Here is a 15,793-nt window from a genome sequence, read left to right as displayed (position 1 = left end):
GCGGAAGGACCGGCCCACCGGTCCGCGGCGCGCCCGCCCCGCCCCGGGCCGCCCGCACCGGAGCGGGCGGCCGCCGGTGCGCCCGCACCGGACCACGCACCACCACACAGACGGAGACGCACATGACGACGAGCCCCCGTTCGGGCGCGGACATCCTCGACCTCGCCCCGGTGATGCCGGTGGTGGTGGTCTCGGACGCGGAGACCGCCGTGCCGCTGGCCCGCGCCCTGGTCGCCGGCGGCCTGCCCGGTATCGAGGTGACGCTGCGGACCCCGGCCGCGCTGGAGGCCATCGGGCGCATCGCGGCCGAGGTGCCCGAAGCCGTCGTGGGCGCGGGCACCGTGGTCTCTCCCGGACAGGCGCGGGCGGCGGCCGAGGCGGGCGCGCGGTTCCTGGTCAGCCCCGGGTGCACGGCCGACCTCGCCTCGGCCATGGCCGACACCGGCCTGCCCTTCCTCCCGGGGGTGGGCACCGTGTCCGAGGCGATGGCGCTCCTGGAGCGCGGTCTCTCGGCGCTGAAGTTCTTCCCCGCCGAGGCCGCGGGCGGCGCGGCGTTCCTGAAGTCGCTGACGGGCCCCCTGCCCCAGGTGCGCTTCTGCCCGACCGGGGGGATCACCGCCGCGTCGGCCCCCTCCTACCTGGCCCTGTCCAACGTGGGCTGTGTGGGAGGCAGTTGGCTGACCCCCGCCGACCTGGTGTCGGCGGGCGACTGGGGCCGCGTCACCCGCCTGGCCGAGGAGGCCGCGGCCCTCTAGGCGTCCTGACCGCGGGGGGCGGTGACGACGACCCCGCCCGTCCCAGGCGACGGGGGCCCTCGACGCCCCCCATCACCCGCGCCGACGCCCGTCCCACACCCGCCGGACGCCTGGCGCCGGCCCGCCGCGTGGTCGAGGGCCCCTGGCCGCTCCGCCGGGCGCCCCGCCCGCGGCGCCGCCTACTCCGACCGGTTGAAGCGGACCACGGTCAGCCACACCAGGAGCACGCCGGCCCCGGCGACGAGTCCGACCTCGGCCGCCCAGGGGATCTGCCAGCCGAACCACGTGATCCCGGGGTTGAACAGCGCCTCGGTCGCGGGGGAGGTGTCGAGGTGGGCGAAGACCGCCTGGCGCATGGGGTCGACGACGTAGGTGATCGGGTTGACCAGGGTGATCGCGGCCAGCCAGGAGGGGAGGTTCCCGATGGGGAACATGGCGCCCGACAACAGGACCAGGGGCGAGATGACGAGCTGGGCCATGCCCATGAACGCCTCGCTGCCCTTGACCGAGACGGCGATGAAGACGCCCATCGCGGAGGCCGTCAGCCCGACCATGAAGGTGAGCCCGAACAGGGTGAGCATCAGCCCCGGCGCGTAGGGGACCCCCGCCAGCCCCGCGACCGAGAGGATCAGGCAGGCCTGGAGGGTGGCGAGGACCGCGCCGGACAGGACCTTGCCCAGGATGAGCGCGGAGCGCTTGGCCGGCGCGACGAGCATGCCGCGCAGGAAGCCGACCTCGCGGTCGGTGACGATGGTCGCGGCCGAGGACACCGCCGTGCCGATGACCGTCATGACGATCACGCCCGGGAACATGACGGCGGTCAGCGGCAGGTCGTCCTCGCCGCGGGGGATGAGCGAGCCGAAGCCCACACCGATCACGAACAGCCACATCACCGATTGCAGGAGCATCGCCACGCCCCGGCTGACGTCGTGGACGAAGCGGAAGAGGTCGCGCTTGAGCACCACCCTGATCGTGCGCAGGTCGTGACCGAGCCCGAAGGGGGAGGTGGGGGCGGGCTGGCGCCGCGTGGCCGTCATCCGGTGTCCTTCTCGTCAGGGGGTTGCTCGGGAGTCGGGGGACACCCTCCCCCCGTCCGTCCGCGGGAGCGGGCGGCGCCCGGGGAGCCTTCCGGCCGGATGCCCCGCGGTCCCCACCCTGGCGAACCCGGGGCGTTCCCGTCGGCGCCGGGTTCGGCCGCCGGCCTCACGTCCGTCATTCCGTCCACACCGGCGCGGACCCCCTCTCCACGGAGCCGGCGCCCTCCCGCCGTGGACGGCCGCCCGCCATCCTCGTGAGGAGTTTGGCCCCCGTGCCCGCCCAGGACTCCCGGGAGACGGAATAGTAGTGGAGGTCCCACAGCCGGCCCCGAAAATACACGTGCCCGGGGAGGGTGGCCTCCCTGGGTGTCGTGAAAAGGGCTGACCCGAAATGCATCAGGCTCGCGTCCGTCGTCAGGGCGTATACTTTTCTGAGATCCTCCCAGCGGGTGAAGGCATAGTTGACCAGGAGCATCATGGATTCCGCTCCGACGCCCACCGGAATTCCGTGGGGATCCATGAAGATGCCGACCTTCGCGTGCCCCGCCGGACTGTGTTCCCGGATCGAGGCGAATCCCCGGACCGCGCCGTCCTGTTTCGTCTCGATCTGAAGTACGGCGACCTCCGAATCGTCCACGGCCCTGAACGACGACTCGAAGTTGTCCCGGGACGGCAGGGTCTCTATGCCGAGCTTCAGGAGGAGCTGGTACAGATCGAGGACGTTCTCCTCGTCGATGGGACGAAAGCGGACACGAGGGGTTTCGAGGTGGGGGGATGTCATCGCCGACCGTTGCGTCCTTTCCGCCTGCCGCGGGGCTCGGAGCCCGTGGGGGCGACATCCTGGCACGGAAGGACCCGACGCGCACGGGGGTCGGTGCGGGCCGCGCCCCCGGGGCGCCTCCCGTCCGCGCCAAAGGGGTGCGGACGGGGTTCGAAACGGTACCGGGTTCCGCCGTGTATTCCTGTCCCGCCGGCGGGACGTGCGCGGGGGAATGCCCTCCTTGTCGCCGACGACATTGTCGGCCTAGGTTCTGGGTCGGCACTATCGGACCATCGAAGAAAGGTGGACGCCATGGCATTGTCCGACGTCTTCTCGCTTCAGGGCATGGACATCGGTCTGGAGGCCGAAGCCCTCCTCAACAGCGGACTCAGCTACATCGGCTGCAGCGGTGACGTCATTGTCCAGCCGAGTTGACCGGCTGACCGGTATTTGACGGGGATTCAACCGGTCGTCCCATCTCGTGATCCCGGTGCGGAGACGGCTCCTGCACGGCCGGACTTCGCACCGGGCGCCGGGCGGATTCGTCTCTTGTGGTCGGCTGTGGTTTCTCCTATCTTCCCTCGCGTAGGTATCCCCCGTGTTTTTCTTTCTCAGGAGGAAAAATGGCACTTTCCGACGTCCTCGATCTCCAGGCCTTCGAGGTGGCCGTCGACGAGAGCGCGATGCTGAACAGCGGCCTCAGCCTCGTCGGCTGCAGCGGCGACGTGATCACCCAGCCCCAGTAGCCGTTCCTCCGGGAACGCTGTGAGGGCCCTCTTCGCAGCGTTCCCCCGCACGCCCGGCCGGTCCGCGACGAACCGGGCCGGGAGAGAGGCCGCACGCGATGATCTTCCCCCACCTCGACACGGTCGGCGTGAGGCTTGCCGCCACCGGCACCAGACGGGGCGGGGCGGTGCGCGACGAACTCGTCGGCCACGGGTTGGACGGCCTTCCCGGCCGCGACGTCTTCGCCGCCCTCTGGCCCGGCAGGTACGACCAGGTGGGAGCCCAGTTCCTCCTGCACGCCCCGGGGACCGGGCGGGTCGCGGGCTACGCTTCCGTGCACGGCTTCAACTCCCAGGCCCGCCACGGCTGCGGCTCCCTCGTCGCGGACGAGCGGGAACTGGGGCCGGACGGGGCCACCGACGCCTACGCGCTCACCGTCAACTACGCGTTCTCGATGTGGAACCTGCGCAAGCTCTACCTGTGGACCCCGGACGAGGACCTCGCGGCCCTGCGGCGGACCGGGGCCGAGGTCCGGCTGGAGGGTTCCCTGCCCGAGTACGTCCTCGACGGCGCGGAACTGCGCACGGCCCACGTCTTCGCCGTCTACCGGGAGGCGTGGGAGCGGACCGGGGCGGAGTTCGTGCGGGTCCGCGCGGGCGAGGGGCTCCCCGCCTGACCGCGCGGCCCGGCCCGGGCCCGGAGGCGTCGGAGGGAGAACGCGCCCGGGTCCGTCCCGGACCGGGCGCTCCACCAGCGGAGGAGCGGTGAACGACTATGGCGACGGACGGTTCCGGCCCGGAGGCGATGGTACGCGCGCGCGGCCTGGCCAAGAGCTTCGGTGAGGTCGAGGCGGTCAAGGGGGTCGACCTGGAGGTGGCCCCGGGGGAGCTGTTCGGCCTCCTCGGCCCCAACGGGGCGGGCAAGTCCACGCTGATCGGCATGCTCTCCACCCTGATCACCCCGACGTCGGGGACGGGCTCCATCGCCGGGTTCGACATCGTGCGCGAGCGTCCCGACGTGCGCCGCAGCATCGGCCTGGTGTTCCAGGAGCAGACCCTCGACCGGTACCTGACGGGTTGGTACAACCTCAAGTTCCACGCCGAGATCTACGGCGTCCCGTCCGAGGAGGTCGACGGGCGGGTGACCCGGGCGCTCCGGGACGTTGGCCTGTGGGAGGACCGGGAGAGGCTGGCCGGTACCTACTCCGGCGGCATGCGCCGGCGGCTGGAGATCGCACGGGGCCTGCTCCACCGCCCCCGCCTGCTGTTCCTCGACGAGCCGACGGCCGGGCTGGACCCGAGGTCCCGCGAGGCGATCTGGGACCGCGTCCGCGAACTCAACGAGTGCGAGGGCATCACCGTGCTGATGACCACGCACTACCTGGAGGAGGCCGAGAACTGCGGGCGGATCGCCGTCATCGACGGCGGGGAGATCGTGACGGTCGGCAGCCCCGCCGAGCTCAAGGCGCAGATCGGCCGGGACCGCGTGGAGATCGTCGCCCGCGACCCGGAGGCCCTCCGGGAGGAGCTGAGCACACGGCTCGGCCTCGCCCCGGTGGTCGAGGGCGACACGGTCTGGTTCACGGTGGCCGGGGGGCGGCGGTTCGTCCCCCGCGTGTTCTCCGAGGTCGACGCGGAGATCACATCGGTCCAGGTCAGATCGCCCTCGCTGGACGACGTCTTCCTGGCGCACACCGGGCGGGGGATCGACAGCCCCGCCCAGGAGGGCCGCTGAGGGGCCGAACCGCTGGTCGGCGGCCCCGGGCGCTGAGCCCGGACCGTGCGCCCGCCGCCGCTGCCTCGGCCCGGGTCCCGTGCCCGCCCCTACTATGTCCGTATGGCTGAGGTAAGCGCGCGTCACGGGTCGTGGTCCTTCGACGGGGCGGCCCTGTGGATCACTCCCGGGCGCAGAGCCCACCCCCTGCGCCGCGGCCTCGGAGTGGTGTCGCTGCCGCTGCCCGCGCTGGCGGGCGTCGTCTTCGAGCCCCGGCGCAGGGGCGGGACCCTCCGGGCCCACCCGCGTCCGGGCGCCGACCCCTTCACCGAGGCGACGGGCGGGCACCTGAGCCGCAGCGGCGACCCCTACCAGCTGCGCGTGGGCAAGGAGAAGGCCCTTGTCGCCGAGTACCTCGCCGAGACCGTCACCGAGGAGATCGCCGCCCTGGCGCCGGGCGACGCGACCGACCCCGACCGCTACCTGGTCGAGGCCCCCGCGGCCCCGGTCCGCGCCGACGCGGGCGACGCCTCGGTCGTCTTCGACGGCGCCCACGTCTACCTGCGGCCCAACTGGAAGGCGGAGTCCGCCAAGCGGGCGGCCGGTCCCCAGCGGCTCGCCCTGGAGGAGATCGCCGAGGTCCGGTGGACCTCCGTCGCGAGCGGCGAGGACGGCAGTCTGCGGTTCGTCCCCTTCGGCAGGACCGAGTCGGTCCTGCCCAGGTACGACCCCTTCGCGGTGCACTGGAGCCTGTGGGGAACGGACTACGAGGGCGGGACCACGGCCGTCGTGGCGACGGCCGTCACGGCGCTGCTCCCGCACCCCACCGCACGCGGAAAGGCCGTCGAGGGCGGCCGCGCGTTCCCCGCCCTGCCGTGGCGCCGGACACGGCAGGAGCCGGAGGAGGCCTGACGCCGGTCAGCCGTCGGCGCGCACGGCCACCCACAGGCCGTGGGCGAACGGCTCGATCCGCAGGTGCTCGGCCGTGCAGCCCGCCTTCTCGAAGGCCGCGGCGTACTGCTCCGGCGTGAACAGCGACATCTCCCACCCGTCCGTGGCGTGGCTCAAGCCCTCCTCGGGGTCGGCCACCGCGTAGTGCACGACCATGCGCATCCGGTCGTGCCTGCCCGTGACGCGGGTGGAGTGGGACAGGCGCACGACCGTCCGTCCGCCGTCCTCGACCAGGTCGCGGGAGACGTGCCCCGGTGTGAACCCCTCCGGCCCGACCCAGGGCTCGACCACCAGGACACCGCCCGGGTTCAGGTGGTGCACGAGCCCCTGGACGACGGAGACGAGCTCGTCCTCGGATTCCAGGTGCGGAACGGCGAACATGCACGTGATGACGTCGAACCGGGTGTCCAGCGCCACCTCGCGCAGGTCCGAGCGCCACGTCCGCAGGCCGGGCACCCGGGCGCGGGCCAGCTCCAGCATCTCGTCGGACCCGTCCAGCCCCGCGACCCGGTCGAAGTGCCCGGAGAAGGCGCGCAGGTGCAGCCCCGTGCCGCACGCGGTGTCCAGCAGGGAGTCCGCGGCGGGACTGCGCTCGCGGACCAGGCCGGCGATCAGCGCGGCCTCCGCGTCGTAGTCCTTGCCGCGGTGGATCATGACGGTGTCGTACACGGACGCGTAGCTGCTGTCGTACATCGGATGGGCCTTTCCGTCCGTGGCCGCCGGGGCCGGGGGCGTCCACCGCCCCGAGTCCCCGACGGCCCGCCTTGTGTGCACGTGCCGGGGCGCGGTGCGCCCGCGTCGGCGCCGGGACCGCGCGGTCCCGGCGCGGGTCCTCAGCCGGTCCCGTTCCCCGCGGTCGCGGGCGGCTCGGAGAAGAACGGCAGGAAGGGGCTCCCCCCGCCGGACGCCGCGGCCAGGGCCAGCAGGACGCCGGCGCCGCCGGTGGCGAGGTCCATGGACAGGCGCGGCACCCGTCCGCCGTGGAACGCGGTGTGGCCGCGGAAGGGCAGGGCGTACCACTCCAGCTCGCGGACCCGGGAGCGCAGGTCCTCCTCCGCCCCGCCGAGCCGGGCGAGCGCCGCGACCTGCCCGGCCTTGCCGTGGAGCAGGTCCGCCTGCGCGTACAGCAGGGTGTGGCACGACCGGCTCAGCGCGGGAAGGCTCTCCGCGCAGCGCTCGTCGGCCCTGTGCGCCAGGAGTTCCTGGACGACGAGGGCGACGCCGAGCCCCCCGGCGTCGATGTTGGGGAGGGCGCGCGCGCCGCGGTCGCGGACCAGCAGGGCGCCGTCGGGGGAGGTGACGCACTGGTCCAGGTCCAGGTGCAGCGCCCGCACCGCGGCGTCGGTCCAGGCGGTGTCGCCCGTGGTGCGGTACAGCGCGAGCAGGGCCAGGGCCACGCCGCTCCAGCCGCGCATGAGCCCCGCCCGCCCGGTGGCCGGGCCGTCCCCGGAGGCCGACGCGACCGCCTCGGCGAGCCGGCCGCCCAGCTCGGCGGCGCGGACCGCGTACTCGCTTCCTGCGTCCCCCGCGGCGAAGTGCACGAGGTTCGCGCAGACCCCGGCCGTCCCGGAGAAGAGGGAGACGCCCCCGACCGGCTCCCCGGCGTTGCGGTCCAGCAGGTCGGCGGCCTCCTCGCGGTGGCCCAGGTGGTCCAGCGCGTACGCCAGGCCCGCGACCCCGTCGTAGAAGCCCTGCCGGGGGGAGCGCAGGCGGCGCGACGCCGCCAACAGCCACGCCTCGTGTTCCTGCGAGCGCCCCTGCCCGGCCCGGTCCAGCGCCCACAGGACCCCGGCCGCGCCGTGGGCCATGCCGTAGCCGCCGGACACGAACTGCTGGAGGTCTCCGGGGAACAGCCGGTCGGTGCGCTCCGGCGTGGCGGACGCCCGGATGCCCGCGGCGACGGCCCGCGGGGTCACCGGGGTCGGCGCCGGGGCACGGGAGTCCGGGACCAGCTCGCGCTCGATCTCGTCCGCCCACGCCGCGGGCACGGGGAAGAGCTCGCGGAGCACGCCGAGCAGGGCGACCGCCTTCTCCGGGGCGAGCGCGGTGATCCGGGAGAAGGGGAGGAAGACGGACAGGCGCGTCGCGGCGAGGGCGTAGGCGTCGACGGCCGGGCCGGTCCTGGCCGACGCGGAGAAGCCGGGGGCGCCGAGCGGAGCCCGTCGACCGTCGTCGTCCGCGTCGAAGGCGAGTTCGTAGTCGATGAGGGAGACGTTGTCCTCGGAGTCGACGATGACGTTGTTGGCGTGCAGGTCGCCGAAGACGAGGCCGCGTTCGTGGACGGCGGCGAGGACCGCCTCCAGCCGTCCCAGGATGCGAAGGGCCCGCTCCGTGAAGGCCGCGAGGCTGTCGGCGCCGGGCCGGGCGTCGGTCACACCGGGGTGGTGGACGGCGCCCCACGAGCCCAGGGTGCGGCCCTCCTTGTACTCCTGCACCAGGAACCGGTGGCCGCCCAGCGTGAAGCTCCCGAGGAGCCGGGGGACGCCCGGGACGCCGTCCAGGCGGCGCAGGTTCTCCTCCTCGCGCTCCTGGCGCGCCACCGCGTCCCGCAGGTCCCGGTCCAGGCCCGCGTGCGGACGCGCCTCCTTCAGGACGACCCGGAGGCCGTCCTCCTCCCGGCGGCCCAGGTAGATGCCGCCCCCGTTGGAGAAGTGCAGGGCCTTCTCCACGACGTAGGGCTGGCGCTCCTCGGAGGACCGGGCGGCCAGGTGGGGCCTGAGGACGTCGGGGAGCGCCGCCCAGGACGGGGGCGAGAACGAGGGGACGCGGCGGTCCGGGACGAGGGAGCCGTCCGGCGCGCGCAGCGCGGGGATACGGGAGCCGTGCGCGTCGAGGCACCACCTCTCCCGGAACGCGCCGTACCTGACGTAGAGGGGGCCCCGGTCCCACCGCAGGTCGCTGAGGACGTACGGTCCGGGACGCCCGCCGACCAGGGCCGAGAGCCCGTGCAGGGTCCGCTCCAGCTCCTCCTCGTCGCGCGGGTAGACGGTCAGGAGCTTGCCGCTGGACGCGCGGGCCGCGTACTTGGCGTTGGCCGCGACGAGGATGTTCTTGTCGAGGAGGTACTTGAAGGCGATCCCGTGCCCGGTGCAGTAGTCCCACACGTCACGGCAGGTCGCGTCCGCGCCGTCCACCGTCGCCGAGACGTGGATCTTCCACCCCTGCTCGGGCAGCGAGGGGTCCTCGGGGGCGACGACCTGCCAGAGACCGCTCCGTGTGCGCTTCCAGCCCGTCGGGGGCTCCAGCGCGCTCACGGAGAACTCCGCCGGGACCACGAGGGCGTGGCGGGAGCCGTCCGCCAGGCGGCTCGGCTCCTCGAAGAACAGCGGGTCCGCGAGCGTGTACATCTCGAACAGGTCGAGCATGGGCTTCCCTCCGGGAGGCGTGGCGGTACGGGCTCGGCCGCGCGGGGCGCGGCTCACTCGGGCCGGGAGCCCCCGGCGGCGGCCCTGGACCTGGGCCCGCGCGCGATCCTGTTGAGGATGGGAGCGCCGTTGGCGGTCCAGGCGCTCCGGGACACCGAGTAGAAGTGCAGGTCCCACAGTCGGCCCTGGAAGTAGACGTGTCGGGGGAGTGACGCCTCCCGGGGGGTGGCCAGGAGTGCCGACCCGAATTGCCCCAGGCTCGCGTCCGTGGTCAGAACGTACACTTTCCTGAGGTAATCCCAATTCGCGAAGGCGTGGTTGACGAGCAGCATCATGGATTCGGCGCCCACGCCCACGGGAAGGCGGTCGGCGCGCATGAAGATTCCCAGTTTCACATGACCGGCCGGGTCGTGCTCGCGGATCGACCCGAAACCGAGGACCTCGCCCGTGCGCCGGAGCTGGATCTCGAATACGTCGACGAATCGCTTGGCCACCGAGTGGTAGGACTCGGAGAAGGCGTCGCGTGAGGGAAGGCTTTCCAGGCCCAGTTCCGTCAGGAGGTCGTAGAGTTTCGTGACGTTCTCCGGCGCGATGGGGCTGAATCTGACGCGCGGGGTCTCGAGGTGCGGTGTGAGCATGGCGCGACACTCTAGGGGCCGTGCCCGACGGCCGGGCCGGGACCGGGGTTCCCCGCCCGCCCGTGTCCGGCCGGGATCCGGGGCCGAGCCAGGTCGGGGCCCGGAGGGCGGCTCGGGGCGCCGGCCCCGGCGTCCCGCCGGCGGGACAGCACGTGTGCCGTCGGCGGAACGGGGTGCGGGAGGCTCCCCGCGTCGGCGGCCGGCCGGGGGAGGGGACGGCCGCCGGGAGCCGGGTCGCGGGCTTCTTGTCGCACCGGAGGAATTGCCCTAGGTTCTGAACCGCCAGTATCCGACTGCGCACAGGAAAGGAGCCCAGACATGGTTCACACCGACGTCCTGTCTCTTCAGGAGATGGACACCGTCCTCGACGAGGCCGTTCTGCTGAACAGCGGCATCAGCTACTTCGGTTGTAGCTGATTGTTTTGACGCGCTGTGGAGATGCCAATCTTCACAGCGCTTTTCTCTGCTCTGCCCAGAAGTGTCGGGAGAAGTTGTGCACGAGATCGTTTTCCCCCATCTGGAGACGCGGTCGGCCAGGCTCGCGTCCACCGGCGAGAGGTTCGGGGAGGCGGTCCACGACGAGCTCTCCGGGCTCGGTCTGGCCGGGATGCCGAGCCGCGACGTCTTCACCTCGCTCTGGCCCCGGCAGTTCGATGGCGTGGCCGCCCAGTTCTTCGTGGAGGCCCCGGCGTCCGGCCGGGTCTGCGGGTACGCCTCCCTGCACTCCCTCAACCCGAACGGGCGCTACGTGAAGTGCGCCCTCGCCCTGGACACGGCACTGCTCGGGGAGGAGGGCGTGACGGACGCCCACGCCCTGGCCGTCAACTACGCCTTCTCGATGTGGAACATCCGCAAGGTCTACTTCTGGGTGGTCGACAGCGGGCTCCCGGGCCTGCGCGCGACGGGGACGCCGACGCCCCGGGAGGGCACCCTGACCGAGTACCTGCGCGACGGGGAGAGGCTGCGCTCCGTGCGGATCTTCGCCGTCTACCGGGAGGAGTGGGACGCGGCCGGCGCCGTCTACGTACGCGCGGCGGCGGGGACCGGGCCGGCGTGAGCGCCGTCCGGCACGGGGGCGCGGGGCGGCGGCCGCGATGAGGGTGCTGATCGCGACGCAGGCGGAGAGGACCCACTTCCTGGGGACGGTGCCCCTGGCGTGGGCACTGAGGGCGGCCGGGCACGAGGTGAGGGTGGCGAGCCAGCCGCACCTGCGGTCCGTGGCCGCAGAGGCGGGACTGCCCTTCGTCCCCGTCGGCAGGGACCACCACTTCGCCAGGGTCAGCCGGAACGGGCTGGCCGACCGGCATCTGGACTTCGACATGGCGGAGGACCGGGACGAGGTCCTCACCTGGGACCACCTGCGCGAGGGCTACGGCAAGGTGGTCACCTGGTGGTGGCGGATGGTGAACGACCCCATGCTGGACGACCTGGTGGCGTTCTGCCGGGAGTGGGGACCCGACCTCGTCGTGTGGGAGCCGTCGACGTACGCGGCCCCCCTCGCCGCCGAGCTGTGCGGCGCCGCGCACGTGCGGCACCTGTGGAGCGTGGACCTGTTCGCCCGGGTCCGGGCGCGGTTCCTGGCGCGGATGGCCGAGCAGCCCGAGACAGACCGGGAGGACCCCCTGGCCGCCTGGCTGGGGGCGCGCGCCGCCCGGTACGGCGTCGAGTTCTCCGAGACCCTGGTCCACGGACAGGCCACCATCGAGCAGGTCCCCGCGTCCCTGAGGGTGGACACGCCCTCCCACCTGGACTACCTGCCGATGCGCTATGTGCCCTACAACGGCAGGGCCGTGGTCCCCGACTGGCTGCGCACCCCGCCGGAACGCCCCCGCGTCGGGCTCAGCCTCGGCACGAGCGCGAGCCTGAGGCTGGGCGGCTACACGGTCGACGTGGGCACCCTCCTGGAGGGGCTGGCCGCTCTGGACGTGGAGGTCGTGGCGACCCTGCCCGCCCACGAGCAGGCCAAGCTCGGCGCCGTCCCCGCCAACACGCGTCTGGTCGAGTACGTGCCCCTGCACGCACTCGCCCCCACCTGCGCCGCCATGGTCACCCACGGCGGCCCCGGTACCGTCCTGACCGCGCTGAGCAGCGGGATCCCGCAACTCCTGGCGCCGCACCCCCGGATGTTCGACATCCCGGTGCTGTCCGGCCTGGTGCGGGACCGGGGCGCCGCCCTGCTCCTGCCCCCCGACCGCGTCACCCCCGAGGCCGTCGCCGACGGCGTCGGCGCCCTCCTGCGCGACCCGTCCTTCACCCGCGCCGCACACACCCTGCGACACGACATCGCCGCCATGCCCACACCCGCCGACCTCGCCCACACCCTCACCGGCCTCGCCGACCGGCGCTGACCGGTCCGACCCCTCAGGCCCCGCCGGCGCCCCGGAGGGCGGCGATCCGCTCCAGGGCCGGGACCAGCTGGTCCGGGGCGGGGGCGGACAGGGTCTCGTCACGCATCCGCTCGGCCGCCTCCCTCACCCCGGGACCGTCGAGGACGGCGGCCAGGTGCTGGTCGACCCCCTCGGACAGGGCCGAGGCGAGGGACACAGAGCGCAGGGCGCCCCGGTCCTGGAGCGCGCGCGTGATCAGGCCCCCGTCGAACTGGTCGGCGTTGAGCACGACGAACTGCGGGAGCCCCTCCACCAGGGCGTTGCAGTACGAGTCGAAGCCCCCGCCGTGCACCAGCAGCGAGCACGACCCCATCAGCAGGTGGGCGGCCGCCGTGTCGGCGACCCGGACCTCCGGCGGGAGCGCCGGCAGCGCGTCCTCCCAGGAGCGCGGGGAGAGCACGACCGGCTCGGCCCCCAGCTCCATCAGCGCGTCGACCACGTCGACGAACGAGGCGGCGCCCTCCGGGGACTTGCTCCAGGAACCCCAGTCGACGAGCACGCGCCGGCCCTTGGGCTCCTCGCGGGCCCACGCCGGCAGGACCGCGCTCCCGCCGTAGGGCACCGGGCGCACGCTCAGGTGCGTCCCGGTCTCCAGCTCCCGCAGCCGCAGCGCCTCGGGGAGCTGGTGCACGGAGAACTGGCCCAGGACGAGGTCCTCGGAGAAGTCCACGCCGAACGCGGCCGCGGCCTCGGTGAGCCAGGCGGTGAGCGCGTCGGGTACGGCCGGGTCGGGGTCGGCCGCCCGGTAGAGGCCGCGCAGGCGCGCGAAGAGGTCGACGCTCCACAGGAACCGCCCGTGGGCCGCGCCGCACGCCTCGGCGGCGATCGCCCCGGAGTAGGTGCTCGGCTCCCACAGGACCAGGTCCGGCTTCCACTCGCGGCAGAACGCCACGAGGTCCTCCGCCATCGGCTCGTTGACGAGTTTCCACCACCAGGTGACGTGGTCCTCGTAGGCGTCGCGCAGGCTCTCCTCGCCCAGCCGCTCCGGGCGCTCCTCGGAGAGGTCGAAGATGGACTCGCCCGGCTCCTCGCGCCCGTGGGCCACGACCTCGGCGAGGGTGTGGTCGCCCCCGACCGGCACCACGGTCAGGCCCGTCTCGGCGGCCGCCTCGGTCATGGAGGGCTGGGTGGCGATCCGCACCTCGTGTCCGGCGGCACGCAGCGCCCACGCCGTCGGCACCATGCCAAAGAAATAAGCCTTGTCCGCGTATGCCGCGACGACGATTCGCAAGGTGTTCCCCACTTCCGGGATTTCGATGGTCCGATCGGTGAAAGCCGACACCGCTCCTTGACAAGCCCGGCCCGCTGCATGTTCATTGCGGGTGTTGCACTCCGAACCTGTTCTCCTCTTCCGAGCCGGCGTGGCGGTACGGTTGTGTCGATCCCTTCGGAAGAGGTTCTGGGAGCCTAGCACCGGTGCTGGATCCAGGCCGGTGGGCGTAGCGCAGCGGTATGTTCGCGCCGTACTTGCCCGGCAATATCGATGTTCGGACCTCTCTGGGAGTCACCATGAAAGGTATTGTGTTGGCGGGTGGCACTGGCAGCCGCCTGTTTCCCGCTGCCCGAAGTATTTCCAAACACCTTTTCCCGGTTTACGACAAGCCGATGTTCTACTACCCGATCTCCGTGCTGATGACGGCTGGAATCCGCGAGATCCTCCTGATCACCAATCCCGAGAGCCTTCCCCTCATCCGTCAGGTGCTCGGCACCGGGAGTTCGCTGGGGATCGAGATCCGGTACGCGACCCAGCCCGAGCCCAAGGGGATCGCCGAGGCGCTGATCATCGGCCGGGACCACATCCGGGGGAGCCGTAGCGCCCTCGTCCTGGGGGACAACATCTTTCACGGCGAGGGCTTCGGCGGACTGCTCGACCGGGCCGCGACCTCGACGTCCGGGTGCACGCTCTTCGGATCCAGGGTGAGCGACCCCCGGCAGTACGCGGTCGCGGGATTCGGGGACATGGGCAGGTTCGAGAGCCTGGAGGAGAAGCCGGCCGCCCCGCGCTCGGACTGCGCGGTCACGGGCCTCTACTTCTACGACCAGGACGTGGTGGACATCGCCGAGAGCATCGTCCCCTCCGCGCGGGGCGAATTGGAGATCACCGATGTCAACCGCGTCTACCTGGAAAGGGGCCGGGCCGAACTCGTGACCATGGGGAGCGAAATAACCTGGCTCGACCTCGGCACCGAGGAATCCCTGTTGGAGGGAAGCCGATACGTTTCCACCACGGCCCGGGGGACCGGTGTCCGGGTCGCCTGTCTTGAGGAGATCGCCTTGCACATGGGCTTCATCGGAGCGGACGAGTGCTATCGGCTCGGGGAAGAGATGCCCAATTCCCGCTATGGCGCGTACGTCATGGAGGCCGCCCGCAGGGCGGCGGGGGTGTGGCAGGGTGCGGGTGTATGAAGATCCTGGTCACCGGTGGCGCCGGATTCATCGGTTCCAATTTCGTCAGACGTGTCCTCGCCGGCTCCTATCCGCGGTACGCGGACGCCGAGATCGTGGTCCTGGACAAGCTGACCTACGCCGGCACGACGGAGAGCCTGGCCTCCGTGGCCGACGACCCGCGCCTGACCTTCGTCCGGGGTGACGTGTGCGACGAACAGCTCGTGCGCGAACTCATGGGCGGGGTGTCCCTCGTGGTGCACTGCGCCGCCGAGACCCACGTGGACCGTTCGATCTCGGACGCCGGCTGCTTCGTCCGCACCAACGTCATGGGCACCTTCCACCTGCTGGACTCGGCCCTGGCCGAGAACGTGGAGAACTTCGTCCTGGTCTCCACGGACGAGGTCTACGGGACGCTCGGCTCGGGGTCGTGGGTCGAGACCGACCCCCTGGAGCCCAACTCCCCGTACTCGGCCTCCAAGAGCGCCTCCGACCTCCTGGCGCGGTCCTTCCACCGGACCTACGGCATGCGGGTCTGCGTCACCCGGTGCGCCAACAACTACGGGCCGTTCCAGTTCCCGGAGAAGATGATCCCGCTCTTCGTGACCAACCTGCTGGACGGGACGCCGGTGCCCGTCTACGGGGACGGCGGCAACGTCCGCGAGTGGGTCCACGTGGACGACCACTGCGACGCCCTCGCCCTGGCGGCCGAGCACGGGGAGCCCGGCGAGGTCTACAACATCGGCGGATCGGTCGAGAAGCGGAACCTGGAGGTCACCGACGCGCTCCTGGAGCTGCTCGGGCACGACGCCTCGATGGTCCGCTTCGTCGCCGACCGCAAGGGCCACGACCGCCGCTACTCCGTGGACGGGACCAAGGCCGCCGAGCGGCTGGGCTACCGGCCCGCCGTCTCCTTCGAGGAGGGGTTGGCCCGCACCGTCGCCTGGTACACGGAGAACCGCGCGTGGTGGGAACCGCTGAAGAAGCGCCTCTCCCAAGCGGAGGACGGCGGCTGAGGCGTCCCCGCGCCCGGCCCGCCCGTCCCGCCGGCGGGACAGCAGACGACGCCGGCGCGG

17 protein-coding genes are annotated in these 15,793 nt (G+C 72.5%); 11 read left to right on the top strand and 6 right to left on the bottom strand.

The window, feature by feature from the left end:
* The first annotated feature begins 122 nt into the window (after positions 1–122).
* The gene (gene eda / locus OUQ99_RS30680) at positions 123–755 is read left to right on the top strand and encodes a bifunctional 4-hydroxy-2-oxoglutarate aldolase/2-dehydro-3-deoxy-phosphogluconate aldolase (protein ID WP_267947236.1); all 633 of its coding nucleotides are present in this window, start codon (positions 123–125) and stop codon (positions 753–755) included.
* Between the two features lie 179 nt (positions 756–934).
* Here the strand turns inward: eda and OUQ99_RS30675 are convergent, their stop codons facing one another.
* Both OUQ99_RS30675 and OUQ99_RS30670 read right to left on the bottom strand, forming a co-directional pair.
* The gene (locus OUQ99_RS30675) at positions 935–1,792 is read right to left on the bottom strand and encodes an ABC transporter permease (RefSeq protein ID WP_267947235.1); all 858 of its coding nucleotides are present in this window, start codon (positions 1,790–1,792) and stop codon (positions 935–937) included.
* A gap of 175 nt (positions 1,793–1,967) precedes the next feature.
* Complete coding sequence (locus OUQ99_RS30670; RefSeq protein WP_267947234.1) at positions 1,968–2,573, bottom strand: GNAT family N-acetyltransferase; 606 nt, start codon at positions 2,571–2,573, stop codon at positions 1,968–1,970.
* A 291-nt stretch (positions 2,574–2,864) separates the two neighbouring features.
* Here OUQ99_RS30670 and OUQ99_RS30665 point away from each other — a divergent pair, with 291 nt between their 5' ends.
* The 5 genes from OUQ99_RS30665 to OUQ99_RS30645 all read left to right on the top strand — a co-directional run bounded on the left by OUQ99_RS30665 (position 2,865) and on the right by OUQ99_RS30645 (position 5,903).
* Positions 2,865–2,987, top strand: a complete 123-nt coding sequence (locus OUQ99_RS30665) for a SapB/AmfS family lantipeptide (protein WP_267947233.1) — start codon at positions 2,865–2,867, stop codon at positions 2,985–2,987.
* 188 nt (positions 2,988–3,175) lie between these two features.
* Positions 3,176–3,298: a SapB/AmfS family lantipeptide gene (locus OUQ99_RS30660; protein WP_267947232.1), complete on the top strand. Its 123-nt coding sequence runs from the start codon at positions 3,176–3,178 to the stop codon at positions 3,296–3,298.
* A gap of 98 nt (positions 3,299–3,396) precedes the next feature.
* Complete coding sequence (locus OUQ99_RS30655; RefSeq protein WP_267947231.1) at positions 3,397–3,954, top strand: GNAT family protein; 558 nt, start codon at positions 3,397–3,399, stop codon at positions 3,952–3,954.
* Positions 3,955–4,052: 98 nt separating this feature from the next.
* Positions 4,053–5,012 carry an ATP-binding cassette domain-containing protein gene (locus tag OUQ99_RS30650; RefSeq protein ID WP_267947230.1) on the top strand — a complete coding sequence of 320 codons (960 nt, stop codon included), beginning with the start codon at positions 4,053–4,055 and terminating at the stop codon, positions 5,010–5,012.
* A gap of 102 nt (positions 5,013–5,114) precedes the next feature.
* A complete protein-coding gene (locus tag OUQ99_RS30645; protein WP_267947229.1) occupies positions 5,115–5,903 on the top strand; it encodes a DUF4429 domain-containing protein in 789 nt (262 codons plus the stop codon).
* 6 nt (positions 5,904–5,909) lie between these two features.
* On the opposite strand, the gene OUQ99_RS30640 is transcribed toward OUQ99_RS30645, so the two are convergent.
* The 3 genes from OUQ99_RS30640 to OUQ99_RS30630 form a co-directional block, all read right to left on the bottom strand.
* Positions 5,910–6,635 carry a class I SAM-dependent DNA methyltransferase gene (locus tag OUQ99_RS30640; RefSeq protein WP_267947228.1) on the bottom strand — a complete coding sequence of 242 codons (726 nt, stop codon included), beginning with the start codon at positions 6,633–6,635 and terminating at the stop codon, positions 5,910–5,912.
* A gap of 140 nt (positions 6,636–6,775) precedes the next feature.
* A complete protein-coding gene (lanKC, locus tag OUQ99_RS30635) occupies positions 6,776–9,307 on the bottom strand; it encodes a class III lanthionine synthetase LanKC (RefSeq protein ID WP_267947227.1) in 2,532 nt (843 codons plus the stop codon).
* A gap of 53 nt (positions 9,308–9,360) precedes the next feature.
* Complete coding sequence (locus OUQ99_RS30630; protein WP_267947226.1) at positions 9,361–9,945, bottom strand: GNAT family N-acetyltransferase; 585 nt, start codon at positions 9,943–9,945, stop codon at positions 9,361–9,363.
* 318 nt (positions 9,946–10,263) lie between these two features.
* On the opposite strand from OUQ99_RS30630, the gene OUQ99_RS30625 reads away from it, so the two are divergent.
* The 3 genes from OUQ99_RS30625 (at position 10,264) to OUQ99_RS30615 (ending at position 12,293) form a co-directional block, all read left to right on the top strand.
* Complete coding sequence (locus OUQ99_RS30625) at positions 10,264–10,362, top strand: SapB/AmfS family lantipeptide (protein ID WP_267947225.1); 99 nt, start codon at positions 10,264–10,266, stop codon at positions 10,360–10,362.
* Between the two features lie 76 nt (positions 10,363–10,438).
* Complete coding sequence (locus OUQ99_RS30620) at positions 10,439–11,002, top strand: N-acetyltransferase (protein ID WP_267947224.1); 564 nt, start codon at positions 10,439–10,441, stop codon at positions 11,000–11,002.
* Between the two features lie 37 nt (positions 11,003–11,039).
* A complete protein-coding gene (locus tag OUQ99_RS30615; RefSeq protein ID WP_267947223.1) occupies positions 11,040–12,293 on the top strand; it encodes an activator-dependent family glycosyltransferase in 1,254 nt (417 codons plus the stop codon).
* Between the two features lie 13 nt (positions 12,294–12,306).
* Here the strand turns inward: OUQ99_RS30615 and OUQ99_RS30610 are convergent, their stop codons facing one another.
* Complete coding sequence (locus tag OUQ99_RS30610) at positions 12,307–13,515, bottom strand: nucleotide disphospho-sugar-binding domain-containing protein (RefSeq protein WP_267947222.1); 1,209 nt, start codon at positions 13,513–13,515, stop codon at positions 12,307–12,309.
* A gap of 326 nt (positions 13,516–13,841) precedes the next feature.
* Between OUQ99_RS30610 and rfbA the strand changes: the two genes are divergently transcribed.
* The gene (rfbA, locus tag OUQ99_RS30605) at positions 13,842–14,738 is read left to right on the top strand and encodes a glucose-1-phosphate thymidylyltransferase RfbA (protein WP_267950572.1); all 897 of its coding nucleotides are present in this window, start codon (positions 13,842–13,844) and stop codon (positions 14,736–14,738) included.
* Entirely contained in the window at positions 14,735–15,733 is a 999-nt protein-coding gene (gene rfbB / locus OUQ99_RS30600; protein ID WP_267947221.1) for a dTDP-glucose 4,6-dehydratase, read from the top strand. Before rfbA ends, rfbB begins: the two co-directional genes overlap by 4 nt.
* Positions 15,734–15,793 lie beyond the last annotated feature (60 nt).

The organism is Streptomonospora nanhaiensis, assembly GCF_026642255.1.
Taxonomy (GTDB): domain Bacteria; phylum Actinomycetota; class Actinomycetes; order Streptosporangiales; family Streptosporangiaceae; genus Nocardiopsis; species Nocardiopsis tropica.
This window is presented reverse-complemented; position numbering and strand designations above follow the sequence as displayed.

Coding starts and splice junctions, on each gene's coding strand:
- OUQ99_RS30660 (WP_267947232.1), top strand. CDS start 3,176: ATGGCACTTTCCGACGTCCTCGATCTCCAGGCCTTCGAGGTGGCCGTC.
- OUQ99_RS30615 (WP_267947223.1), top strand. CDS start 11,040: ATGAGGGTGCTGATCGCGACGCAGGCGGAGAGGACCCACTTCCTGGGG.
- OUQ99_RS30630 (WP_267947226.1), bottom strand. CDS start 9,945: ATGCTCACACCGCACCTCGAGACCCCGCGCGTCAGATTCAGCCCCATC.
- rfbA (WP_267950572.1), top strand. CDS start 13,842: ATGAAAGGTATTGTGTTGGCGGGTGGCACTGGCAGCCGCCTGTTTCCC.
- OUQ99_RS30640 (WP_267947228.1), bottom strand. CDS start 6,635: ATGTACGACAGCAGCTACGCGTCCGTGTACGACACCGTCATGATCCAC.
- OUQ99_RS30645 (WP_267947229.1), top strand. CDS start 5,115: ATGGCTGAGGTAAGCGCGCGTCACGGGTCGTGGTCCTTCGACGGGGCG.
- OUQ99_RS30650 (WP_267947230.1), top strand. CDS start 4,053: ATGGCGACGGACGGTTCCGGCCCGGAGGCGATGGTACGCGCGCGCGGC.
- OUQ99_RS30665 (WP_267947233.1), top strand. CDS start 2,865: ATGGCATTGTCCGACGTCTTCTCGCTTCAGGGCATGGACATCGGTCTG.
- lanKC (WP_267947227.1), bottom strand. CDS start 9,307: ATGCTCGACCTGTTCGAGATGTACACGCTCGCGGACCCGCTGTTCTTC.
- OUQ99_RS30625 (WP_267947225.1), top strand. CDS start 10,264: ATGGTTCACACCGACGTCCTGTCTCTTCAGGAGATGGACACCGTCCTC.
- eda (WP_267947236.1), top strand. CDS start 123: ATGACGACGAGCCCCCGTTCGGGCGCGGACATCCTCGACCTCGCCCCG.
- OUQ99_RS30670 (WP_267947234.1), bottom strand. CDS start 2,573: ATGACATCCCCCCACCTCGAAACCCCTCGTGTCCGCTTTCGTCCCATC.
- rfbB (WP_267947221.1), top strand. CDS start 14,735: ATGAAGATCCTGGTCACCGGTGGCGCCGGATTCATCGGTTCCAATTTC.
- OUQ99_RS30655 (WP_267947231.1), top strand. CDS start 3,397: ATGATCTTCCCCCACCTCGACACGGTCGGCGTGAGGCTTGCCGCCACC.
- OUQ99_RS30675 (WP_267947235.1), bottom strand. CDS start 1,792: ATGACGGCCACGCGGCGCCAGCCCGCCCCCACCTCCCCCTTCGGGCTC.
- OUQ99_RS30610 (WP_267947222.1), bottom strand. CDS start 13,515: ATGGTGCCGACGGCGTGGGCGCTGCGTGCCGCCGGACACGAGGTGCGG.